Raw genomic sequence first — 24196 nt, forward strand, 5'->3', positions numbered from 1 at the left:
CTGGGACTTGGACTGGGCCTGAGCTGACGAGAGAACCTGGACGGAGCGCCACTGAAATACGGCGAACCGCTAGGAGAAACGTGTAGCGGCGTTGGCGAGGGTGTCCGGAACGGATTCCGATCGGCAATGCCCGCCCGGGTTCTTTGGCCGGCACGGTGCCGGACACCATGGTTCCGTGGTGTCCGGCACTCACGGTTCATGGCCATTCATGGCCATCACGCTCGGGTGGTGGGAATATGGCGCTCCGGTTCACATCCGACGGGCGAGGATGCGGTAGGCGTTCGACCGGCTGCCGGCGGTCAGATAAGGCCGGCTCATCGCGTCCAGGGCCAGGCCTGCTACGAATGCGGGGACCATGGCGGCCGCGGTCAGCGCCCGGATCCTCCGCGGGCGTCCTGGATCCTCCTCGGTGCGCTACGCTGAGGACGGTGACGGCGCGACGGTCTGGAGCAGCCCATACAGGGCCATCACCGGGTCCCCCTGCTGATGGACATCACCGAACCGGATCTTCTGGACCGCGAAGCCACGTTCGTTCAGGGCAGCTGCCAAATTGGCCGCCGGCATAAGGTGCTGATGTTGCGGAATCAGCCATCCCGGCCACAGTTGGCGGTACATACGGGCCGCGGGGCTCTCCGGATTCGGTACCTCGATCAGCAGATGGCGGCCCGGGGCCAGCGCGAGTGCGGCGGCATCCAGCTCGGCCAGCGGATCCCGGGTGTGTTCGAGGTAGTGGAACATGCTGATGACGTCGTACTGGTCGGCCAGATCGGCGGCGATATCGGGAAATAATCCGCGGTAGGCCCGATCTACCCAGCGTCGGCGTTCCGCCTCCTCGATGCTCGCCCTGATGTCGAGTGCGTCGAACGAGGTCGTCGGCCAGACCGTTCTCGCCACGTTACAGAAATGTCCATGGCCACCTCCCACGTCCAACCAGCGACGGGGCGTCGGTATCGACAGGCTGGCCCGGTGGAGATAGGGTCCCGGGCTGAACCCGAAGACCTCCTCGATCATGGCGGCGCCGAGTCCGTCGTAGAAGTCCCGGTAGTAGAAGTCCAGACCTTCGAAGGAGAGCCGGGGATTCTGGAAGACGTGGCCGCAGTCGCCGCACTGGTCGTAGCGGAACCGGCCGGGCTTGCCCTGGGAGACGTCGCGGCCGTTCATGCGCACGGAGAGGTCGTTTCCGCCGCACCACGGGCAGGTCGTGCGAGGCGGCTCGAGGAACCGGTCAAGACCGTTGGCGAGATCCCGCCGGTACTGGGATCTCCTCTTGGTGATCTCCGTGGGGGTGGGCCTGCCCGCCGTTCTGATCGGCCGTGGAGCCCGCGGGCACGTCGCCGGATCCGGGCCGATGGTCGGTGCGCCGAGAAGCTCACGGGTTCGGCTCGGCATCCCCACCAGTTGGAGGAGGGCACCGCGTCGCCGCGTCAGCATGCTGCGCCGCAGCGTCCCGGGCGTCACCCGTAGCCGGCTACCGCCCACGGCGACCGGCTGCAGCCAGGACATCGTCACCGCCGTGAGTGCCGCGAGCGGGTTGCTGGTAGCCCCGAGCAGGATGGCGGCGTCCCGCAGCGCGGGCAGGACCCGCCTGGCGGGCCCCCATGCATAGGCGGCGCGGTGCACGGACAGCCGGGTGCGACCGTCGTCCGGCTCGGCACCGACCAGGCCGGGCAGCACGGCGAGGTCGGTGGAGGCGGCAGCGTGCCGTTTGCACGTCTCGAGCACGGCCACGAGCTCGGCCTCGGTGAGATCGGTGCTGTCCGCGGTGGTGAGGCCGGTGCGGGCTAGCACCTCTGCATTGACGAGCACCGCCTGGAAGGCCCCGCGACCGCGGGCCAGCCGGGCTGACCGGTAGGTGGACGGGTCGACCATCCGCGCCAGGTCGAGGATCCGGTGCGCCGACATCTCGGCTGGGACCAGGTCGAGGACCTCGTAGCCGTGCCGACGCGCGTAGGTGTCGGCTGCGCGGCGATGCTCGGGGCCGAGACGCACTCCGGAGGCGAGGAGGAGGATGTACGACGGATGCTGCGCGTGAGGGTCGTCCGAGCCGGGCTCGCCTCCCGGATGCCCATGGTCCACCGATTCGATGACGTCGATGGCACCTACCCGGCCGCGCAGCCGGATGCCGTTAAGGCCGATCCCCACACACGCGGCTACCGGGAGCCAGCCACGACGCCTCACTATCGGCCTCCTCTGAATATTTGATCCGCATCCGGTCCGCAGTCGGGAAGCCCCCGCAAAATACCTCTTGCATCCGAATTGCAGCCGAAGCTTCACCGACCGCTCCACGCCGCGCGGCTGAACCGGGTGGCCAGGCTGAACCGGGCCGGAACACGCCGCCGGGTTCGGCCGCACCCGCCGCGGCACGGGAGAACGTCACCGCAGGCACGCCGGAGCTCTGCGTCAGGGGCGCGGGACCGGTCTGATTTTGATCGTCGGCTCTGGCGGTGGCCCGGCGGTGGGCGCGTCCTGGGCGAGGTGGTTCCAGAACTACTCGACCACGGGTTGCCGCAGGCGAGGGCCGAGTTCGCGGATCAGGATGCCCAGCGCCTGGGTGTGCTCTGGATCGGGCTTGGTGGAAATGCCGGCGGCACGTAGGTCGCGGACCTAGCTGAGAGTGAGGTCGGCGAGCAGGGAGTGAGGTCGGCAAGCAGGATGATCATCTTGGTGTTGTCGTGTTCCGGGTCGATCAGCGCGCGGCGCAGGTAGCGCAGCTGGGCGGGGTGCTCGGCGTACATGCGGGCGACGGCGGGGTCGTGCATGCGGGCGACGGCGGGGTCGTGGGCTCTGCCGATCTCGGCCGCGCTGCCTTGCGCGGGGACGCCGAGCACCGCTGACCATTTGCAAAGCCTGCCGTACCGTCGGACAGCATGGGCATCGGAGAAGCCGTCATCGTCAACACCGCGGCGACCGCGGCCTTTGACGGGCAGATCGGGTAGGTCGGCCAGGTCGGCCCCGACACCGAAACCCTTGCCACCGCGACGAAGATCGCCGAATGGATCGCCGGCAACTTCACCGGCCACTGAGGACAGACTATGACCTACCGATCATCGTGGATGACCGAGGAGCTCGATCAGCTCCAAAACCTTACCCGCACCTTCCTGGCCAAGAAATCCGAACCCAACCACGAGCGGTGGACCGAACAGCACGCGGTCGACCGCGAGTTCTGGAACAAGGCCGGCGAGATCGGCCTGCTGTGCATCAGCTGCCCCATCGAGTACGGCGGCGGTGGCGGCACGTTCGCGCACGAGGCCGTGGTGTTGCGCGAGCAGGGCTACATTGCCGACGACTGCTGGGCCTACCTGGTGCACAGCCCGATCGTCGCGCGCTATATCAACGCCTACGGCGGCCACGAGCAGAAGCAGCGCTGGCTGCCCAGACTGGCGTCCGGTGTGTTCGTCGGCGCGATCGCGATGACCGAACCGGGCACCGGTAGCGACCTGCAGGCCGTGCGCACCACCGCCCGGCGCGAGGGTGACCATTACGTGATCAACGGTGCGAAGACGTTCATCACCAACGGTACCCACTGTGACCTGCTCATCATCGTGGCCCGCACCGGCAACGCGCCCGGCGGCAGAGGGCTGTCGCTGATCGTGGCGGAAACCCAAGGGCTGCAAGGGTTCGAACGCGGCCGGGTGCTGCAGAAGATCGGCGCGATGGGCACCGACACCCGCGAGCTGGCTTTCACCGACATGCGGGTGCCGGCGGCCAACCTGCTCGGTCCGGCCGAGGGCCAAGGCTTTATGCAGCTGGTACAGCAACTGCCGCAGGAACGGCTGTCCATCGCGGTGAATGCCGCGGCTGCCGCCGAACACGCCGTCGACCTGGCCATCGCCTACGCCAAGGAGCGCACGGCGTTCGGCAAACCCCTGCTGGAATTCCAGAACACCCGGTTCGTGCTCGCCGAGTGCCGTACCGAAGCGCTGGCGCTGCGCACCTTCATCGACCACTGCATCACCGAGCATGTGGCTGGCCGGCTCGACGGCGCAACCGCGTCCATGGCCAAATACCTGGCCACCGACAAGCAGTGCGAGATCGTCGACCGCTGCCTACAGATCTTCGGCGGCTACGGCTACATGACTGAGTACCCCATCGCCCGCATGTACGCCGCAGCCCGCGTCCAGAGGATCTACGGCGGCACCAACGAAATCATGAAGGAGCTCATCGCCCGCTCCCTCTGACCGGCAAGAGACCAACCACGCCCGGAGCAGGATCCACCTAGCATGCGGGGGGCTCGGCCATTCCGGTAGGCCTGGCGGAACGACGAGTGTCCGCCCCCGCACGGACACAACCCACTCAGAGTGGAGCGGGTGACCGGGATCGAACCGGCATGGCCAGCTTGGAAGGCTGGGGCTCTGCCATTGAGCTACACCCGCGAGGTGATCGATGCGAGCTTACCCCGTAGAATGAGCAGGCAACGCCTCGGGGCGTAGCGTAGTGGCTAGCGCGCCTGCTTTGGGTGCAGGAGATCGGGAGTTCGAGTCTCCCCGCCCCGACCGATAGCCTCGGCGTGTCACCCCCCTGTCCAACGTCGTACCAGGAGACCGTCGCGCCGTGAAGGCCACCAAGGAGACCCTCAGCCCGACCCGGGTCAAGCTCACTGTCGAGGTGCCCTTCGACGAGCTCAAGCCCTCGCTCGAGGCCACATATCGCAAGCTTGCCCGCCAGGTCCGGGTCTCGGGCTTCCGGCCGGGCAAGGTCCCGCCGCGCATCCTGGACCAGCGGCTGGGCCGGGATGTCATCCTGGACGAAGCCGTCCAGGAGGCGCTGCCGCAGCTCTACTCCGAGGCCGTGCAGGCCGAGGAGGTCGACGTGCTGTCCCGGCCCGAGGTGGACATCACCGAGTTCGCCGACGGCGGCCAGCTCGTCTTCACCGCCGAGGTGGACGTCCGGCCCGAGGTGACCCTGCCGGAGTTCTCGGAGCTTGAGGTCATCGTTGACGCCGTCGAGGTCACCGACGAGCAGGTCGAGGAGCAGGTCGGCGCGCTGCGTGATCGTTTCGCGGTGCTCACGCCGGTGGAGCGGGTCGTGCAGGCGGGTGACTACGTCTCGCTCGACCTGTCCGCCGAGGCAGACGGCACGCCGATCGAGGATGCCGAGGCGACCGGGCTGTCCTACGAGGTCGGCAGTGGCAACCTGGTCGAGGGTCTCGACGACGCGATCATCGGCGCCACGGACGGCGAGACTCGTACCTTCACCACGGAGCTGCTCTCCGGCGAGCAGGCCGGTCAGCCCGCCCAGGTGACGGCGACGGTCCGCGGGGTCAAGGAGAAGGAGCTCCCGGCCCTGGACGACGACTTCGCGACCACCGTCAGCGAGTTCGACACCCTCGACGAGCTGCGTGCGGACATCCGGGCGCGCCTGGAGCAGTCGCGCCGCACCGAACAGGTCGGCCAAGCCCGGGAGAAGTTGCTGGAAAGCCTCCTGGAGCGGGTGGAGGTGCCGGTGCCCGGCTCGCTGCTCGTCGGCGAGATCGAGGCCCGTGAGCACCGCCTCTCCCGCGAGCTGGAGTACATCGGCACGGACCGCACGTCCTACCTGGAGACCCTCGGCCAGACCGAGGAGGAGTTCGACGCGGAGGTCCGCGAGTCCGCCGGCAAGGCCATCCGCTCCCAGTTCATCCTGGACGCGGTGATCGATGCCGAGTCGATTGGGATCGACCAGGGCGAGCTGATGGAGCAGATCATCCTGCGTGCCCAGCGCTCCGGGGTGCAGCCGGACGTCTACGCGCAGCAGCTTGCGCAGGGCGAGGGTCTGACGGCCCTGATGGCCGATGTCCTGCGGACCAAGGCGCTCTTCCTGTTGCTGGAGAACGCCAAAGTCGTCGACAGTGCGGGGACCTCCGTCGAGCTCGCTCTGCCGGCCCGTCCGCAGCCGGGCGCCGACGCGGACGCGGATCATGACCACGACGTCACCGTCGCGGCGGAGGCAGTCGCCCCCGGGGACGCCACGGTTGAGCCGGTTGAGCCAGTTGAGGCAAAGACCGACGGCAACGGCTGATCGGCGCCTCGCCGCTGGCGCGGTCGAGTTCCTCCCGAAGCAACCATCGGGTCATAACAGGCGCATCGTGGGGGTTGGTCACCGTTCCCACCCGGAACCGTGGCCAGCCCCCGCTTTTCGTCTCACCATCGCCGCCTTCCGTGACCGGACGGCGCCGCGCCGAACCAGCCCGCGCCCGGCTGGCCATGAGCGCCCAGCGGCCCCGGGCCGGCCGGACTGGCCCGTCCTCACGCCCAGCGCGAACATCGGGCGGGAAGGGCGGGAACTGGGGCGTGTCACAGATAGTGTCGAGCCGGTCAATCAGCCGCCCCATGTGAGGAAGTCGAGGAGCTGACCGTGAGTAACATCGCAGCCCCGCGCCTGCCGGTTCCGGGTCCGGACCTTCGTGCACCCGGTCAGGGTGGACCCGCGTTCGACGACCAGGTTTTCAACCGTCTGTTGGCCAACCGCATCGTCTTCCTCGGCTCGGTCGTCGAGGACTCGATCGCCAACGCGATCTGTGCGCAGCTCCTGCTGCTCAACGCGGAGGATCCGACCCGCGACATTTTCCTCTACATCAACTCGCCGGGTGGGTCGGTGAGCGCCGGTATGGCGATCTACGACACCATGCAGTTCGTCGAGAACGATGTCGCGACCGTCTCGCTCGGTCTCGCCGCGTCGATGGGGCAGTTCCTGCTCTGCGCCGGTGCGTCGGGTAAGCGCTACTCCCTGCCGCACGCGCGGATCATGATGCACCAGCCGTCCGGTGGGATCGGGGGCACCGCCTCCGACATCGCCATCCAGGCGGAGCAGATGCTCTACACCAAGCGGATGATGCAGGAGCGCATCGCCTTCCACACCGGTCAGCCGATCGAGCAGATCGAGCGCGACTCCGACCGGGACCGGTGGTTCACCGCCGAGGAGGCCAAGGACTACGGCTTCGTCGACCACGTCGTCCAGCAGGCCCGCCAGGTTCCCAGCGAAGGCCCGGTGAGCTGAGCGGAGCCCCCGCTCACCGGATCGAACCGTCGTCATCCGTCCCGGAGGCAGCCACCATGTTCCACGACACGCTGTACCAGCAGACGCGGCACGAGCAGGCCCGCCAGGCAGCCGCCCAGTCGCAGGGCCGCTACGTCCTGCCGAACATCATCGAGAAAACCTCCCGCGGCGAGTACGGCATGGATCCGTACTCGAAGCTGCTCAAGGAGCGGATCGTCTTCCTCGGTGTGCAGATCGATGATGTGTCGGCGAACGACGTGATGGCGCAGTTGCTGTTCCTGGAGTCCGAGGATCCCGACCGGGATATCTCGATCTACATCAACTCGCCGGGTGGGTCGTTCACGTCGTTGACGGCGATTTACGACACGATGCAGTTCGTGCGGCCGGACATCTCGACGATCTGCATGGGGCAGGCGGCGTCGGCGGCGTCGGTGCTGCTGGCGGCGGGCACGCCGGGGAAGCGGTTCGCGCTGGAGAACAGCCGGATCCTCATCCACCAGCCGTCGGCGCAGGGCGAGGGCCAGTCGAGCGACATCGAGATCCAGGCGCGGGAGATCCTGCGGATGCGGTCCCTGCTGGAGCGGATGCTCGCCGTCCACACCGGCAAGAAGGAAGAGGACATCCGCAAGGACATCGAGCGTGACAAGATCTTCAGTGCCGACGAGGCCAAGGAGTACGGCCTGATCGACGAGGTCATCAAGACCCGGAAGTCCTCCCGGCTCGCCACCGCTCGCTGAGGTGCCGGGCCGGCGGTCCGACCCCGCGGTCGGAGCCTCGCGAGGCGTGACGTCTCGCGAGGCCGGCACGCGGTCGTCGGCCGTCGGCCGCTACCACACCCGACGCGCCGACGCGGTGAAACCCGGTCAGCAGTTCTCGTCCGTGACGCGATGGCCTAATGGGACTGCGTGGACGGGCGAGGACGGCCAAGGTGACCGTAGGCTGACCGGTATGAGCCGAGCGATTGGGCTCTCACCGGACGGCTCGGCGGGGTACCGTCCCCACGGGGATGGTTGCAGGCAGACACGCGACGACTGGGCGGTGTCAACCGCCCCTGACATGCAGGCGACACCATCGTCTGGACGAAGGGACTGAGTCCTCGGTGGCACGCATCGGTGATGGCGGTGACCTGCTCAAGTGCTCGTTCTGCGGTAAGTCGCAGAAGCAGGTGAAGAAGCTCATCGCCGGCCCTGGCGTCTATATCTGCGACGAGTGCATCGATCTCTGTAACGAGATCATCGAGGAGGAGCTGTCCGAATCCTCCGAGCTCAAGTGGGACGAACTGCCCAAGCCACGCGAGATCTACGAGTTCCTCGACAGTTACGTGGTGGGGCAGGAGACGGCGAAGAAGACCCTCTCCGTCGCGGTCTACAACCACTACAAGCGGGTCCAGGCGGGCGGATCCAGCGGTGACGGGAGCAAGGGCGAGGTCGAGCTCGCGAAGAGCAACATCCTGCTGCTCGGGCCGACGGGCTGCGGCAAGACGCTGCTCGCCCAGACTCTCGCGCGAATGCTCAACGTCCCGTTTGCCATCGCCGATGCCACCGCGCTGACCGAGGCGGGCTACGTCGGGGAAGACGTCGAGAACATTCTGCTCAAACTCATTCAGGCCGCCGACTATGACGTCAAAAAGGCCGAGACCGGGATTATCTACATCGACGAGGTCGACAAGATCGCCCGGAAGTCGGAGAACCCGAGCATCACGCGGGACGTGTCCGGTGAGGGCGTGCAACAGGCCCTGTTGAAGATCCTCGAAGGCACCACGGCCAGTGTGCCGCCACAGGGCGGGCGCAAGCACCCGCATCAGGAGTTCATCCAGATCGACACGACGAACGTGCTGTTCATCGTGGGCGGGGCGTTCGCCGGGCTCGACCGGATCATCGAGTCGAGGATCGGCAAGAAGTCGCTGGGGTTCCGCGCCGTACTGCACGGCAAGGACGACCCGGACGGATCCGACGTCTTCGGCGACATCATGCCCGAGGACCTGCTGAAGTACGGCATGATTCCGGAGTTCATCGGCCGGCTCCCGGTGATCACCAGCGTGTCCAACCTGGATCGGGAGGCGCTGATCCGCATCCTCACCGAGCCGAAGAACGCCCTCGTCCGCCAGTACAAGCGACTGTTCGAGCTGGACAGCGTCGACCTCGACTTCACCTCGGACGCGCTCGAGGCCATCGCGGACCAGGCGATCCTGCGTGGGACCGGTGCCCGCGGGCTGCGAGCGATCATGGAAGAGGTCCTGCTCTCGGTGATGTACGACATCCCGAGCCGCAAGGACGTGGCCCGGGTCGTCGTCACCCGCGAGGTCGTGCTGGAGCACGTCAATCCGACGCTGGTCCCGCGCGACGTCGTGTCCAAGCGGCCTCCCCGCCAGGAGAAGTCGGCCTGACGGCGCCCACTCAGTGCATCCCGTGCGTCGGGTCCAGCGCGGTCAGGGTCCGGCGGGCCTCAGCCAGATGGTAGAAAGACCCGGTCACCAGGATCGCCCCACCCGGCCCCGCCGCGTCCCGCAGGGCGTGGCGGACGGCGCAGCCGACGTCGGAGGCGGCGTGGGCCGGCATCCCCCGCGCCCGCGCCGCGGAGACCAGGCGCTCGGCGTGGATGGCCCGCGGTGACGCCGGTTCGCAGGCGATCAGCGAGCTGATCGGTTGGTGGCGCAGTTCCGCGAGAGTCCCTTCGTAGTCGTGACCGCGCAGCGCCCCGTAGACGACGGTCCACTCCCGCCCGGGGAACTCCTCACCCAGGGACCGGGCGAGCGCCGCGCCCGCTGCCGGGTTGTGCGCCCCGTCAAGCACGCACAGCGGCTGTGCGCGTACGATTTCCAGGCGTCCCGGCGCCCGAACGCCCCCGAGACCGGTCCGGACCACGGCGTCGGGGAGGGGATGACCGGCGAAGGTCTCCACGGCGGCCAGGGCGCACGCCGCGTTGGCATCCTGATAGGCACCGTGCAGGGACAGCCGCACGTCGTCGTAGCGCGCCTGCGGGGTGCGGAAACCGCCCCGTCGACCCGCCGCGTCCGGGTGGCCGGCGACCGCGGCGAAGTCCTGGCCCAGCCGCAGGATATCCGTGGCCGGGGTCCGGGCGAAGATGTCGTAGAAGCGGGGGTCCACCTCACCGAGCACCAGGTGACTGCCGGGCTTGACGATCCCGGCCTTCTCGCGGGCCACGCCCGCCATACTCCCGGCGTAGTCCAGATGATCCGCGCCGATGCTGGTGACGACCGCGACCCGCCCGTCGGCGGTGTTCGTGGCGTCCCAGCGGCCGAGCAGGCCCACCTCGACCACGGCGACGTCGACGGCCAGGTCGGCGAACCATCGGAAGGCGGTGGCCGTCAGCAGCTCGAAGAAGGTGGGCCGTCCGCTCATCGGGGCGGCCGCGTCCAGGACGGTGCCCACGCAGCGTCCGAATTCCTCGTCGCCGATCGGTTGGCCGTCGACGACCAGGCGCTCGTTCACCCGCTCCAGATGCGGACTGGTGTACAGCCCCACCCGCAGCCCCGCCGCGCCCAGCAGCGCCGAGATGATCCGCGCCGTCGAGGTCTTGCCGTTCGTGCCGGTCAGATGGATCAGCGGAACCGCCCGGTGCGGATCCCCGAGCCGGCCCGCCAGCTCCCGCATCCGGTCGAGGCTCGGCACCGGCCGACCCGCCGGCATCGTCTGCTTCTCGAGATCCACCGTGTTGTTCAGGGCGGCCCACGCCGACTCGTACGTCCACTTCACAGGCTGGTTCCACTTCACAGGCTGGTTTCGCCCTCCTTCGACCTGGGGTCGACAGTAGTCCGCGGGAGTCTGCGGGCAGGTGCGCCGGACGCGTCCTCTGCGGGGGGGAGCGCGGGCACCTGCGCGGGCACTTGCGTGGGCGGGAGTGAACCCGGTGGACCCGGACCATCGGGCCGTACCATCGGGGATGTGACAGGCGCCGCCGGGACCACCGGAACCACCCATGATCCTGATCATGAGCGGGAGGGCCCACGCGCGTTCGCGGCCGAGTGCTCCCGGCGCCGCGAGGTCCGCGCCCGGCCGGGCTTCGACCGGCTGAACCGTCTGCTGGATCTGCTCGGCCAGCCGCAGCGGGCCCTTCCGAGCATCGTGGTGACCGGCTCGGTGGGGAAGAGCTCCACGATGTCGGCGATTACCGCGCTGCTGCACTCGTTCGGCATCCGCGCGGGATCGTTGAGTTCGCCGGGCTGGCTTGGGGCCGAGCAGCGGGTGGGGCTGGCCGGCGCCACGATCGATCCCGACGTCCTCGGCCGCGCCTACGCCGATATCGCGCCGTACCTGCCGCTGATCGAGGACGACGGCCGGCTGAGCGCCTTCGAGCTGCTTGCCGCCGTGGTCTTCGCCGCCTTCGCCGACGCTCCCGCCGACCTCGCCGTGATTGAGTCCGGCTGGGACGACGCCGGCGAGCTGAGCGCACTGCTCGACGCGCCGGTGTCGGTCGTCACCCCCGTGGCGGTGGGCGAGCGGGAGCCGGCGGCGGGCCTGGACCGGATCACCGCGCGGACGGCGGGGGTCATCCGCGCCGACACCCTGGTCGTGCTGGCCCAGCAGGTCCTGCCCGCCGCGCAGGCGCTGCTGCGGCGCGCCGCCGAGACCGGGGCGACGGTCGCCCGGGAGGGGCTGGAGTTCGGCGTACTCGGCCGGCAGGTGGCTGTCGGGGGGCAGATGATCACACTGAAGGGACTGGGCGGCACCTACGAGGAGATCTTCCTGCCGCTGCACGGCGCGCATCAGGCCCACAACGCAGCGGTCGCGCTGGCCGCGGTCGAGGCGTTCCTCGGCGGCGGGCGCAACCAGCTCGACGTCGATGCGGTCCGCGCCGGTTTCGCCGAGGTGGACTCCCCCCGGGGCCGGCTGGAGGTCGTCCGCCGGTCCCCGACGATCATTCTTGACGTGGCCGACTCGCCCGTGGCGGCGGGCGCGCTGGCCGCGGCGCTCGACGAGGCGTTCACCTTCGACGTCCTCGTCGGGGTCATCGCCATCGAGCGCGAGGTCGAGGGTGCCGCCGCTCGGGACGGTGCCGCCGCTCGGGACGGTGCTGGCGGGCGGGATGCGGCGGAGCTCCTGGCCGTCCTGGAGCCGGTCCTGAACACGGTGGTGGTCACCGCCGGTGCCGGGCCCGGATCGCTGCCGGTCGACGGTCTCGCCGCGGTCGCCGTGGGTGTCTTCGGCGCCGACCGGGTGGAGGTCGTACCCCGGTTGGACGACGCGATCGACGCCGGGGTGCGCATCGCCGAGGAGGACGCCAATCTGGGGGGCGCCGGCGTGGTGATCACTGGTTCGGCATCTGTCGTGGGTCGGGCCCGGGCGTTGCTGCGCCCGTGACACGTCCTCCTGGGTTTCCCGACATGTTCCCGACGCGTTCCTGATGCGGTTGCGGGGTGTTTCCGGGACGCCGCGGTTCCGTCACGGTGCGGGCGTGGGCACCCTGTAAGTTGACGGGGGATCCTTGGGTCCCTCGTCAAGGACGACGAAGTCGATGATCGAGAAGGAGTACCGTGTTCGTCGAGCGTACCCTCATCCTGGTCAAGCCCGATGGCGTCAGCCGTGGCCTCGTCGGTGAGGTCGTCGGCCGGCTCGAGCGCAAGGGGCTCACGCTGGTGGCGCTCGAACTGCGCACGCTGGAGCGGTCCGTCGCCGAGACGCACTATGGCGAGCACGCCAGCAAGCCGTTCTTCGGTGAACTGGTCGACTTCATCACCTCCGGGCCGCTGGTGGCCCTCGTGGCCGAGGGGCCGCGTGCGGTGGAGGCGTCGCGTGGGCTGATCGGCGCGACCGATCCGGTCAAGGCCGCGCCCGGCTCGCTGCGTGGGGACTACGCGCTGGAGATCGGCCAGAACCTCGTGCACGGCTCGGACTCGCCGGAGTCCGCCAAGCGGGAGATCGACCTCTTCTTCCCGGGCCTGAGCTGACCGCGTAGCCGTTCACACCGACCGGGGCGTTCCCGAGACGTCCCGAGACGCCGCCGGTCGGATTCCGGGTGGCCTCTCAGGGCCTGGCCGGGACCGTAGGCGTGTCGCCCTCGTGATTCGTGGGTGTGCGCAAGGCGGTTCCGGCCCAAGGGTGACACGAAACCGGCCCATCACCGACCGGGGCGGCGAGGGGCCCGGTGTCGGTCTACCCTTCAAGTACTTGCCCGGAGCGTGTCCGGTGGGTCGCGGTAACCGACAGGGTCGTGGTCGGTGGCCGTGGTCGAATCCCCGGTGGGCGCCTGGGTCGTCCTGTTCGATCTACGAACTCTGTACGTGTTCCACGCGCTTCTCCGGCTCCTCGGTAGGCCGTGCCTGTCGGTCACGCCGGAGGCGGCCAGGACCGCATCCCCCGGGAAGGTCGGTACCCGACGATGTCCAGTTCGCTGTCGTTCCTCGGTCGTGACATGGCCGTCGACCTCGGTACCGCCAACACGCTGGTGTACGTGCGCGGCCGCGGGATCGTCCTCAACGAACCGAGCGTGGTCGCGATCAACACCACCACCTCGGGCATTCTCGCCGTCGGAACCGACGCCAAGCGGATGATCGGCCGGACGCCCGGCAACGTGGTGGCCGTGCGGCCGCTGAAGGACGGCGTCATCGCCGACTTCGAGACGACCGAGCGGATGCTGCGCTACTTCATCCAGAAGGTGCACCGGCGGCGCCATTTCGCCAAGCCCAGGCTGGTCGTGTGTGTGCCCTCCGGCATCACGGGAGTGGAACAGCGGGCCGTGAAGGACGCCGGCTACCAGGCCGGCGCCCGAAAGGTCTACATCATTGAGGAGCCGATGGCCGCGGCGATCGGCGCTGGTCTGCCGGTGCACGAGCCGACCGGCAACATGGTCGTGGATATCGGTGGGGGCACCACCGAGGTCGCCGTGATCTCACTGGGCGGCATCGTCACCAGCCAGTCGATCCGCACCGCCGGGGACGAACTCGACGTCGCGATCATCTCCTACGTCAAGAAGGAGTACTCGCTGATGCTCGGCGAACGCACCGCCGAGGAGATTAAGATGGCGATTGGGTCGGCGCACAAGGTTCCCGACGAGCCCAGCGCCGAGATCCGTGGGCGCGACCTGATCACTGGACTGCCGAAGACGATCGTGGTGACGGCGGAGGAGATCCGCAAGGCGATCGAGGATCCAGTCAACGCGGTCATCGACGCGGTGAAGGTGACCCTCGACCGCTGCCCGCCGGAGCTCTCCGGCGACATCATGGACCGCGGCATCGTCCTCACCGGCGGCGGGGCGCTGCTGCGCGGTCTCGACGAGCGGCTGCGGCAGGAGACCGGCATGCCGATCCACATCGCGGAGAATCCGCTGCATTCGGTTGCAATGGGGTCGGGCAAGTGCGTGGAGGAGTTCGAGGCCCTACAGCAGGTACTGATCTCCGAGCCGCGGCGCTAGGGATTCGGAATAAAATAACTTGTTCACTTCGGGGTCCTCGCGAGCCCGTGACCTGCGAAGACGCATATTGGCTTGCATTAATTACTTCATTACGAATTCTAGGCGGTTGCGCAGGGCCCTTGCCGATCCCTTCCCATTGGACCGATCCTTTCCCATTGGAATAGCCGGAGCGGCGCCTGGTGCCGCGTGGCCGTCGCCGCGTGGCACCGGATCGCGCAAGAGTGTGTTCGGAGGGTGTTGTGGGCCGTGGCACGAGGCGATCCCGCCTGGTGATCGTCGCCCTGCTCATCGTCGCCTTCACCCTGATCACCCTGGACTACCGGACCGGGAGATCGGCCACCGGAGCACGCGGGGTCCTGCACTCGATCTTCGGGGGGGTCGAGAACGGCGTTACGACGGTCACCCGCCCGATCGGCCGGACCGTCTCCTCCCTGACACACCCGAACCGCTATCACGACCGGGCGGACCGACTCGCGGAGGAGAACGCCCGCCTGCGCCGCCAGATCGCCGACGACACCGAGATCGGCCGGATGTCAACCGAACTCGCAGATCTTCGTTTGCTGGCAGATAAGGGCCAGTACACCGTCGTGCCGGCAAAGGTGATTGCGGTCGGTGACGTGACGGGGACGGACTGGACCGTCACCATCAACGCCGGCAGGGCCGACGGCATCGTGGTCGACAAGACCGTGCTCAATGCCGACGGGCTGGTCGGCACGGTGTCCGGCGTGACCGAGCACACCGCAATCGTCCGGCTGGCCTGCGACCCGGGCAGTCACATCGGAGCCCGGCTCGAACGCACCCAGCTGCTCGGTGCCGTGGTCGGTGGGCAGGGACCAAGCACGTTGACCTTCACGCTGTACGACGCCTCGTACCGGGTGCAGAAGGGCGATCGGCTGGTCACCTTTGGCAGCCTCGACTACGTCGCCGGCGTCCCGATCGGTGCAGTCACCAAGGTCACCGACGTCGATGGTCTGTCGCGGACCGCCGAGGTCAGACCGTACGCGTCGGTCGGCACTCTGGACCTGGTCGGAGTGGTGGTTGGCAAGCCACCGGCTGACCCCGGCGACCGGGTACTGAAGCCCAGGCCGGTGCCGACCGAGCCGGCTGCGCTTGTCCCGCCGGCCCCGCCGTCCCCCACTGCCGGGTCGCCGGTGGGGGGATCACCGGCCGGGGCGGCATCCGGTGTCCGGGGCGGAGCGGGTTGAGCGTGATGTGGGGCACCGCCGGCCCTGAGGAGACCCTGCGCGGGCGCGCCGTCGTGGCCGCGGTCGTGCTCCTGACCGTCGCCCTGATCCTCCAGGTCTCCGTGATTGCCCGGTTGGGCCTGCCCGGCGGCCGGCTCGACCTCATGCTCGTCCTGTTGGCGGCGATCGCGCTGATCGAGGGGCCGCTGCTCGGCGCGGTCGCCGGCTTCGTGGCGGGATTGCTGGCCGATCTGTCCTCCACTCATGTTCTCGGTCAGACTGCTCTCGTTTTGTGTCTGATCGGTTACGCTATCGGACTGGCGATGGATGCGGCGGAGCGGTCGGTGGTGGTTCCCCTGGCGGCGATCGGTGGGGCGAGTGTGCTGGGCACTCTCGGGTACGCCGCCACCACCTCGATCCTCGGTGAGGCGGCGTTGACGGGAGGTCAGGCTGTGCTGCGGGCGTTGGCGGCCGGCGTCTACGCCCTCCTGCTCACCCCGTTCCTGTTCCCGTTGCTGCTCGCGGGCTCCCGGCGGCTGGCCGGCGGTCGGCGGCGGGAGTCGCGATGAACGACCGGGTGCGGGTCCGCGTCCTGCTGCTGCGCGTGCTGGTCGTTTCCCTGCTCATCACACTCGGCGCGCGGCTGTGGGTACTCCAGATCCTGGACGGTGACCGGTACCGCCGGGTCGCCGAGACCAACCGGGTCCGCGAGGTGGTGACGCCCGCGACCCGGGGGATGATCCTTGACGATAAGGGGCAGGCCCTCGTCCGCAACCGTACGTCGCTGGTCATCTCGGTGAACCGGTCGACCACGGATCGGCAGGCCGACCAGGGCCGGGCCGTCCTCGCCCGCCTCGCCGCGGTGATCGGCACCCCCGTGGACGAGCTCGCCCGGCGGATCCGGTTCTGTAGCGCCCAGGTGAAGCCGCCCTGCTGGAACGGATCGCCCTACCAGCCGGTACCGGTCGCCAAGGACGTCAGCCCGCAGCAGGCCCTCGCCGTCATCGAACATCCCGACCGCTTCCCCGGCGTCTCCGCCGACCTGCAGGCCGTCCGCGAGTACCCGCATGGCGCGCTGGCCGCGCACGAGCTGGGCTATCTCGCGCCGGTCAGTCAGGACCAGCTCGACAAGCAGGGGGATGAGAAGGGCTACCACCTCAACAGCCTGATCGGCGTTGCCGGCCTGGAGAACACCTATGACGACGAGCTGCGCGGCACCGACGGGGTGGAACGCCTGGAGGTGGACCGGTTCGGCCGGGTGGCCGGTACCGCGTCGACCACCGCGCCGCTCAGCGGTGACCACCTGGTGCTCAACCTTGACCTCGACGTGCAGCAGGCGGTCGAGCAGGCGCTGACGGACACGATCAACAAGCTCGGGGGCGGCCCGCGCACCGCTTCCGCGGTCGTGCTGGACGTGCGCACCGGCGGGGTGGTCGCGATGGCGAGCCTGCCGTCCTACGACCCGTCGGTCTTCGTCGGCGGGGTCTCGGAGAACGACTACCGGGCGCTGTCCGATCCCGCGAACGGCATCCCGCTGCTCTCGCGGGCCTACCAGGGGTCGGGGGCGGCCGGCTCCACCTTCAAGGCCATTTCCGCCGCCGTCGCCTTGCAGAACCTGGGCGCCAAGGGGAACGACCTCTACGACTGCGTGCCCAGCCTGCAGATCGGTGACCAGGTCTTCCACAACTTCGACGGCCAGTCGGCCGGTCCGATCACCCTGCACCAGGCGCTGGTCATCTCCTGTGACGTCATCTTCGACAAGTTCGCCTACGACGCCTGGCTCGCGGACGGCGGGCTGCGCAACGGCCGTGGGCCCTATTCCGCCCCGAAAGAGTACTTTGTCAGGATGGCCCAGGCGATGGGCTTGGGCCGGACCACCGGGCTGGACCTGCCCGGCGAAACGCGGGGCTTCGTCGTCGACCGCGCCGGCGCCAAGGCGATCTGGGCGGAGCTCAAGGACTCCTACTGCCGGCGGGCCAAGAACGGCTACCCGGAGGAACCCGACCCGGCCAAGGCCGAGCGGTACCGCAAGTACGCCGCCGAGGCGTGCGTCGACGGCTATCTGTACAACGCCGGTGCCGCTGCCCAGTTCGCGATCGGCCAGGGCCAGTACCTGTCGCTGAGCCCGCTGCAGCTCGCCGTCGCCTATGCGGCCATCGCCAACGGCGGCACCCTGTACAAGCCCACCCTCGCCAAGGCCACCGTGTCTCCGGACGGCAAGGTCGTCAGGACCTTCGCGCCGCGCCGGGCCGGGACGCTGCCGGTCTCACCGGAGAACCTTGCTTACATCCGGGACAGCCTGCGGGGGGTGACGACGGAGGGCGGGGGCACCGCCACCGGCGTCTTCGCGGACTGGCCGAGCGACGTCGTCCCGATCGCGGCAAAGACCGGAACCGCCGAGGTCGAGGGCAAGGGGGACACCTCCTGGTTCGCCTCCTTCGCGCCGGCGAACGACCCCCAGTTCGCCGTCGTGGTCACCATCCCGGACTCCGGGACCGGCGCGGAGTTCGCGGCTCCGGTGGCCAAGCAGATCTACCAGGCGATCTACGGTGTCGGCCGGCCGGCGGCGATGCCGGGTGGGAAACCGCCGGCCGAGCCGCCGAAGATCAACCGGGACGGGACGATCGCGGCGTCGTCACCGCAGCCCGCCCCCGCGACGCCGACATCGCCGGCCGGATCGGCGCCGGTCCTGTCCGGCCCCCTGTCCGGCCCCCTGTCCGGTACCAGCGGCGCGGGCGCGACGGCGATGGGCCGGGCGCCACCCTGACGGCCACCTTGTGCCGTGAGGGCGGGGCCTCGGGATGAGGTGGGAGCCCAGGATGTGAATGTTGCGTCGGCGTGACGGTGGTGGCGGGAGGCGCAGTGGTAGACGAAGCGGGACCCACCGCACTTCGATCGTCTCCGGTGCCCATCCGGGGGCGGATCGGGCACCTGCGGGAGAGGGCTTCCGGACCCCACTCGCCGCTGCGCCGGCTCGACTGGCCGCTGCAGCTCTGCGTCATCGCGTTGTCCGTTCTCGGTGCTCTGCTGGTCTGGTCGGCGACCCGCCAGCGGCTCAGCGAGGCGGGCAGTGATCCCAACACCTTCCTCGATCGGCACCTGCTGAACCTGGCCATCGGGCTGGTGCTCGGCGCGGTTGCGACCGTCATCGACTACCGGGCGGTGCGGGCCTACGCGCCCTTCGTCTATCTCGGCTCGCTCGTCGGGCTCGTCGCGGTACTCCCGTTCGGTTCGACGATCAACGGCGCGCACTCGTGGATTGTGCTGCCTGCCGGCTTCCAGCTGCAGCCGTCCGAGTTCGCTAAGGTGGCGCTCGTGGTCGGCGTGGCGATGATCTTCGGTGAGAAACACGAGGACCGGCACACGGGAGTCCGGCGCGGCGCCCCCGGCCACGGTGACGTGCTGCTCGTGCTCGGGCTCACCGTGGTCCCGACCGGCTTGATCATGTTGCAGCCGGACTTCGGTACCGTCATGGTTCTGGTCTTCACCACCCTCGGCATGCTGGCGGTCAGCGGCGCGCCGCGCCGATGGGTGCTGGGGCTGATCCTCTGCGGTGTGCTGTTTGGCGGCGCGATCCTCCAGTTCCACCTCCTGAAGCCGTATCAGGAGGCCCGGCTGACCTCGTTCGTCTCCGAGAACAAGGCATCGTCCGGCACGGGCTACAACGTCGACCAGGCGATGATCGCGATCGCCAACGGCGGAATCTCCGGACGGGGCCTGCTGCACGGCCAGCAGACCCAGGGCCAGTTCGTCCCCGAGCAGCAGACAGACTTCGTGTTCAGTGTCGCGGGGGAGGAACTGGGATACCTCGGGGCTGGCGGAATCATCGTGCTGCTCGGCGTGGTTCTGTGGCGGGCCCTGTCAATCGGCTTCGACTCGCAGGACTCCTTCGGCACGCTCGTCGCCACCGGGGTCGTCTCCTGGTTCACCTTCCAGGCGTTCGTCAACATCGGCATGTGCCTGGGCATCATGCCGGTTACCGGCCTGCCGTTGCCTTTTCTCTCCTACGGCGGTTCGTCGATGTTCGCAAACATGATCGCTGTCGGGCTCCTGCAGAACGTGCGGCTGCGATCCCGATCGGACCCGTATGCCTCCTGAGCCCGCCCGGCTGCACTTCCCGCCCGGCCGAGCGTCGAGGTGGACCTGGTGTGTGCCGTAGGCTCGCATGCATGTCCGGACAGTCGCTGTTCGCTCGCCTGGAGCCGCTGCTCCCGCGGGTGCGAAGGCCCGTGCAGTACGTCGGAGGCGAGGGCAACTCCACGGTCAAACCCTGGGACTCCGCTGCCGTCCGCTGGTGCCTGATGTATCCGGACGCCTACGAGATCGGCCTGCCCAACCAGGGGCTGCAGATTCTGTACGAGATCCTCAACGAGCAGCCGGATGTGCTCGCCGAGCGCACCTACTCGGTGTGGCCGGACCTGGAAGCGTTGCTGCGCGAGCACGGGCTGCCGCAGTTCACGGTGGACGCCCACCGCGCGGTGGGCGATTTCGACCTGTTGGGCGTCAGTTTCGCCACCGAGCTCGGGTATACCAACCTGCTGACGGTACTCGATCTTGCCGGGATCTCGTTGCACGCGGCCGAGCGCACCGACGCTGATCCGCTGGTCATCGCGGGGGGGCATGCCGCCTTCAATCCCGAGCCGATCGCCACGTTCGTCGACGCCGTCGTGCTCGGCGACGGCGAGCAGGCCGTGCTGGGCATCACCGACGTGGTTCGCGCCTGGAAGGCGGCCGGGAGTCCCGGTGGCCGGGGCGAGCTGTTGCACTGGCTGGCCCGTCGGCGCCTGGTGTACGTGCCGGCGTTCTACGACGTCTCTTACCGGCCCGACGGCCGTATTCGGTCGGTCACCCGCAACCGGGACGACGTGCCGGTCCGGCCGAGCAAGCACACGCTGTCCGATCTCGACTCCTGGCCGTATCCGAAGGCTCCGCTGGTCCCGCTCGCCGAGACGGTGCACGAGCGGATGAGCGTGGAGATCTTCCGCGGCTGCACCCGGGGCTGCCGGTTCTGCCAGGCCGGGATGATCACCCGTCCGGTGCGTGAGCGTAACATCGCCACCATCGGTGCGATGGTCGACGCGGGGCTGCGCGCGACGGGATTCTCCGAGGTCGGCCTGCTGTCGTTGTCGAGCGCGGACCACACCGAGATCGGCGAGATCGCCACCGGTCTCGCCGACCGGTACGAGGGCACGAACGTCTCGTTGAGCCTGCCGTCCACCCGGGTGGACGCCTTCAACGTCACACTCGCGAACGAGTTCTCCCGTAACGGCCGGCGTAGCGGGCTGACCTTCGCCCCTGAGGGCGGTTCCGAGCGGCTGCGCCGGGTCATTAACAAGATGGTCAGTGCCGAGGACCTGGTCCGCACCGTCAGCACCGCTTACGCTCACGGCTGGCGGCAGGTGAAGCTCTATTTCATGTGCGGCCTGCCGACCGAGACCGACGAAGACGTGCTGGAGATCGCCGACCTCGCCCGGGAGGTCATCCGGGCCGGTCGGCGGGTTAGCGGGCAGCGCGACATCCGCTGCACCGTGTCGATCGGCGGGTTCGTGCCCAAGCCGCACACCCCGTTTCAGTGGGTGGGGCAGGCGCCGCACGAGGTGACCGACGCTCGGCTGAAGCTGCTCCGTGATGCCGTGCGCGCCGATCGTGAGGTGGGTCGGGCGATCGGTTTCCGTTACCACGACGGTCGGCCAGGCATCATCGAGGGCCTGCTGGCTCGCGGTGACCGCCGGGTGGGTGCGGTGATCGAACGGGTCTGGCGGGACGGTGGCCGCTTCGACGGCTGGAACGAGTACTTCTCGTTCGAACGCTGGGAGTCCGCGTGCGCGGCGGAGCTCGGACCGCTGGGGGTGTCGCTGGACTGGTTCACCACCCGCGAGCGTGACGAACGCGAGGTGCTGGCCTGGGATCACCTCGACGCGGGCCTCGACCGGGACTGGCTGTGGGCCGACTGGCAGGAAGCGCTGAGCGGGAATGAGCTCGATGACTGTCGCTGGACACCCTGCTACGACTGCGGGGTCTGCCCGACGATGGGCACCGACACCCAGATCGGCCCGACCGGACGTCGACTGCTCCCCGTGCTTGCGGTGTCGAACCTCCAGGGCCCCGGGTCCGGGCAGGCCGAGCGACCGCAGCCAGCCGTTCAACCCGATCCCGCGACCGCGTCGCGGCTCGCCCCGGCTCCGGTGGGCAGTGGCGCGGCGACCTGAGGGACCGCCGCCTCCGCCGGTGGTCGAACGGGTGCGACTTCGTTTCGCGAAGCGGGGCCGGCTGAGATTCCTCTCACATCGGGACGTGGCGCGCACGTTCGAGCGCGCGTTGCGCCGAGCCGGGGTCCCGATGGCCTATTCGGCGGGATTCAGTCCGCATCCGCGGATCTCGTGGCTGGGCGCCGCGCCGACCGGGGCGGCCAGTGAGGCCGAATACGTCGAGCTGGCCCTGGCGGCCTCGGTCGATCCGGATGCGCTGCGGGTCGGCCTGGACGCCGTTCTTCCGCCGGGGCTGGACGTGCTCGCGTGCCGCCGGGCGGAAGGCGGCGGCCTCGCCGAGCGGATCGACGCCTCGCGGTGGTCGGTACGGCTGCCGGGTGCCTCAGCTCCGGAGGTCTCCGCCGCCGTGCGGGAGCTGTTGCGCCGCGACATGGTCGAAGTTGAGCGGGCGACGAAGGACGGCCGGCGACGGTTCGATGTGCGCGCGGCAGTGGTCTCCGCCGTTTGCCGCGCAGAGAACGACACGTGTGCGATACTAGAGATGGTCGTGCGGCACACGACGCCCGCTGTACGACCAGACGACGTGCTGACCGCCCTAGGCGTGGTAGCCAGCCTGCGCTCGTCGGTGCCGCCCGAGTCTACCCGGCTCGAACAGGGCCGACTGCGTGAGGACGGCACTGTGGCGGACCCGCTGGCGCAGGACCGCAACGGCGCTGGCCGGCTGGTGGGTTGAACCTCAGCGTGTTGCAGGGCGTCGCAGGATTCCCGGCGGTACCCGCGCCGGACCGAGACAGCGGCTTCTGCGCGGTCGCGACTGCATGAGCAGCGCGCCCGGGAGCCCGAGAGGCTTCTTAACCCGTGCCCGACGACGATCTGACTATCCAGACTGAATCTGAGCCCACCCGACCGGCAGCGCATAGGCGCAGGGCCGCGGGACGAGCGGCAGGCCCACCCGTTGATGAGCATGTCACCGCCGGGCCGAGCGTGACCGATGTGGCGCCAGCCGGGAATCCGGTTCCGGACCCGGCCGTCGCCCAGGTCCCGGGCGGGCCCCTTCCAGACGAGACCTCCGGCGACGCGCCCTCGGCGCAGGCCGAGGGCCGGCGCCGTCGCCGGGACGCCGGTTCGACTACCCGCGCCCGGACGGCCCGCGGCTCCACCAGGGCCAGGATGGAACCGGCGGATACCGCCGAAGCCGACGCTCCCTTGACCACCCCGGTCGGCGAACCAGTTCCGGTCGATAAACCCGCCACCGTCGAATCCGTCACTGTCATCCCGGCCCCGCACGACACGGCGGAGGCCACCGGACCGGTGCCGGCGCGGCGCGCCCGGGTGGCACGCAGCCGCCGCGCGGTGCGTGAGGTGACCGAGGTGGCGGTCGCCCCTCCCGCCGAGGAGGTGTCGCGGGACGTCGTATCGCCGGACGTCGCTGCGAAGCCGAAACGGACCAGGGCCCGTCGTGCCATCTCCGGATTGATGACGCCCGCTGCCGCGGTGCCGGACCCGGCCGCTGCGACCGCCCTCGGTCCGGCGATGCCGGATGTCGGTGCGACCGGGTCCGTCGGTGTACCCGCGGGTTCGACCGCCGCCGTGGCGTCGGCTCCCGACACGCCCGGGCCCGCGGAACCGGAGTCCGCGCAGCCCGGGACCGATGAGCCCGGCGTCGCCGAGCCGGTGGCCCGGGAGTCGACCGCTGAGTCGAGCTCTGCCGAGCCCGAGGTCGGCAGCAGCCGGAGTGCGGTGACAAAGGCCAGGCGGGCGACCGCTCCGACCTGGGCCGGGATCCATAACGAGCTGGTCGTCGAGCCGGCGATCCGTCCCGTGCTCCGGCGACCGGTCGCCATGGTGACCTTCCAGGCTCCCGAACCGGCGGTCGTGGAGGCTCGCTGGCGGCGTGCCGCCGAACTCGGATCCGCCGCCACCGCGGTGGACTCCGTGGCGGGCACGGCGTTCCCGTCCGCCGAGCGGCAGCATGCCGAGGCACCGGCTCATCCCCGGGACGAGGCGGACGTGGTCACCGATCTCGACACGACCGATCTCGACACGACCGATCTTGACACGATGGGCGACCTCGCGGGCGGCGAGGAGGACAGCGAATTCGACGACGACCCGGACGGGGGCGGCTCGGCCTCCACCCGCCGTCGGCGCCGTGGTCGCCGTGGTCGTGGTCGGGCCCGGGGCGACGAGGACGGCGTGGAGTCCGGCCCGGAGGACGGCGTCGCGGCCGCGGACGACACGGGTCGCGAGGGTGTGGCGCAGGACGCGGACGGTGCGGACGGCTCGTCCGCGGCCGGGCAGGGAACCGGATCGGTGCCGGCCGGCGCGTCGGATGAGGGCGCCGAGACGCCCCCCGGCGCGGCGGAGGAAAACGCCGAGCGTGACGGTGAGGACGAGGACGACCGGCTGGGAGGGGCCCGCCGCCGCCGGCGGCGGCGGCGGCGCGCCGGCGGCGACGAG

17 protein-coding genes, 2 tRNA genes and 1 pseudogene are annotated in these 24196 nt (G+C 69.5%); 16 read left to right on the forward strand and 4 right to left on the reverse strand.

Features of this window, described 5'->3' with window-relative positions:
- Window positions 1–414 precede the first annotated feature (414 nt).
- Window positions 415–2142 (reverse strand): class I SAM-dependent methyltransferase, encoded by a 1728-nt coding sequence (locus AC08OT_RS08200; RefSeq protein ID WP_476592687.1) that lies wholly within the window; start codon window positions 2140–2142, stop codon window positions 415–417.
- A gap of 389 nt (window positions 2143–2531) precedes the next feature.
- Window positions 2532–2828 carry a hypothetical protein gene (locus AC08OT_RS08205; RefSeq protein ID WP_476596950.1) on the reverse strand — a complete coding sequence of 99 codons (297 nt, stop codon included), beginning with the start codon at window positions 2826–2828 and terminating at the stop codon, window positions 2532–2534.
- Between the two features lie 225 nt (window positions 2829–3053).
- On the opposite strand from AC08OT_RS08205, the gene AC08OT_RS08210 reads away from it, so the two are divergent.
- The gene (locus AC08OT_RS08210) at window positions 3054–4178 is read left to right on the forward strand and encodes an acyl-CoA dehydrogenase family protein (protein WP_476592689.1); all 1125 of its coding nucleotides are present in this window, start codon (window positions 3054–3056) and stop codon (window positions 4176–4178) included.
- Between the two features lie 121 nt (window positions 4179–4299).
- On the opposite strand, the gene AC08OT_RS08215 is transcribed toward AC08OT_RS08210, so the two are convergent.
- Window positions 4300–4373, reverse strand: a tRNA-Gly gene (locus AC08OT_RS08215).
- Window positions 4374–4420: 47 nt separating this feature from the next.
- Here AC08OT_RS08215 and AC08OT_RS08220 point away from each other — a divergent pair.
- The 5 genes from AC08OT_RS08220 (at window position 4421) to clpX (ending at window position 9361) form a co-directional block, all read left to right on the forward strand.
- Window positions 4421–4493: transfer RNA gene (locus AC08OT_RS08220), tRNA-Pro, on the forward strand.
- Between the two features lie 58 nt (window positions 4494–4551).
- Complete coding sequence (gene tig / locus AC08OT_RS08225; protein WP_476595671.1) at window positions 4552–5997, forward strand: trigger factor; 1446 nt, start codon at window positions 4552–4554, stop codon at window positions 5995–5997.
- Window positions 5998–6333: 336 nt separating this feature from the next.
- Complete coding sequence (locus AC08OT_RS08230) at window positions 6334–6975, forward strand: ATP-dependent Clp protease proteolytic subunit (protein ID WP_011435649.1); 642 nt, start codon at window positions 6334–6336, stop codon at window positions 6973–6975.
- Window positions 6976–7031: 56 nt separating this feature from the next.
- On the forward strand, window positions 7032–7712 hold the full coding sequence (locus tag AC08OT_RS08235; protein ID WP_476602694.1) for an ATP-dependent Clp protease proteolytic subunit: 681 nt from the start codon (window positions 7032–7034) through the stop codon (window positions 7710–7712).
- A 362-nt stretch (window positions 7713–8074) separates the two neighbouring features.
- A complete protein-coding gene (gene clpX, locus AC08OT_RS08240) occupies window positions 8075–9361 on the forward strand; it encodes an ATP-dependent Clp protease ATP-binding subunit ClpX (RefSeq protein ID WP_462186098.1) in 1287 nt (428 codons plus the stop codon).
- 10 nt (window positions 9362–9371) lie between these two features.
- Here clpX and AC08OT_RS08245 read toward each other — a convergent pair whose 3' ends face one another.
- The gene (locus AC08OT_RS08245; protein ID WP_476602695.1) at window positions 9372–10691 is read right to left on the reverse strand and encodes a bifunctional folylpolyglutamate synthase/dihydrofolate synthase; all 1320 of its coding nucleotides are present in this window, start codon (window positions 10689–10691) and stop codon (window positions 9372–9374) included.
- A 189-nt stretch (window positions 10692–10880) separates the two neighbouring features.
- Here AC08OT_RS08245 and AC08OT_RS08250 point away from each other — a divergent pair, with 189 nt between their 5' ends.
- From AC08OT_RS08250 to AC08OT_RS08295, 10 genes and pseudogenes are all read left to right on the forward strand, one after another.
- On the forward strand, window positions 10881–12296 hold the full coding sequence (locus AC08OT_RS08250; RefSeq protein WP_476592181.1) for a glutamate ligase domain-containing protein: 1416 nt from the start codon (window positions 10881–10883) through the stop codon (window positions 12294–12296).
- Window positions 12297–12469: 173 nt separating this feature from the next.
- Window positions 12470–12883, forward strand: coding sequence for a nucleoside-diphosphate kinase (ndk, locus tag AC08OT_RS08255; protein ID WP_476592182.1), 414 nt, complete (start codon window positions 12470–12472; stop codon window positions 12881–12883).
- Window positions 12884–13314: 431 nt separating this feature from the next.
- Window positions 13315–14346: a rod shape-determining protein gene (locus AC08OT_RS08260; RefSeq protein WP_011435655.1), complete on the forward strand. Its 1032-nt coding sequence runs from the start codon at window positions 13315–13317 to the stop codon at window positions 14344–14346.
- A gap of 239 nt (window positions 14347–14585) precedes the next feature.
- Window positions 14586–15551 (forward strand): rod shape-determining protein MreC, encoded by a 966-nt coding sequence (gene mreC / locus AC08OT_RS08265; RefSeq protein ID WP_476592183.1) that lies wholly within the window; start codon window positions 14586–14588, stop codon window positions 15549–15551.
- Between the two features lie 5 nt (window positions 15552–15556).
- Window positions 15557–16099, forward strand: a complete 543-nt coding sequence (gene mreD, locus AC08OT_RS08270) for a rod shape-determining protein MreD (RefSeq protein WP_476592192.1) — start codon at window positions 15557–15559, stop codon at window positions 16097–16099.
- Complete coding sequence (mrdA, locus tag AC08OT_RS08275) at window positions 16096–18297, forward strand: penicillin-binding protein 2 (protein WP_476602696.1); 2202 nt, start codon at window positions 16096–16098, stop codon at window positions 18295–18297. Before mreD ends, mrdA begins: the two co-directional genes overlap by 4 nt.
- A gap of 95 nt (window positions 18298–18392) precedes the next feature.
- On the forward strand, window positions 18393–19628 hold the full coding sequence (gene rodA, locus AC08OT_RS08280; protein ID WP_462186092.1) for a rod shape-determining protein RodA: 1236 nt from the start codon (window positions 18393–18395) through the stop codon (window positions 19626–19628).
- 71 nt (window positions 19629–19699) lie between these two features.
- Window positions 19700–21739 carry a TIGR03960 family B12-binding radical SAM protein gene (locus AC08OT_RS08285; RefSeq protein WP_476595335.1) on the forward strand — a complete coding sequence of 680 codons (2040 nt, stop codon included), beginning with the start codon at window positions 19700–19702 and terminating at the stop codon, window positions 21737–21739.
- Entirely contained in the window at window positions 21723–22472 is a 750-nt protein-coding gene (locus tag AC08OT_RS08290; protein ID WP_476592186.1) for a TIGR03936 family radical SAM-associated protein, read from the forward strand. Before AC08OT_RS08285 ends, AC08OT_RS08290 begins: the two co-directional genes overlap by 17 nt.
- Before the next feature lie 260 nt (window positions 22473–22732).
- Window positions 22733–24196, forward strand: a pseudogene (locus AC08OT_RS08295) (hypothetical protein); the annotation flags it as partial.

Source organism: Frankia sp. CgJB1, from assembly GCF_977947065.1.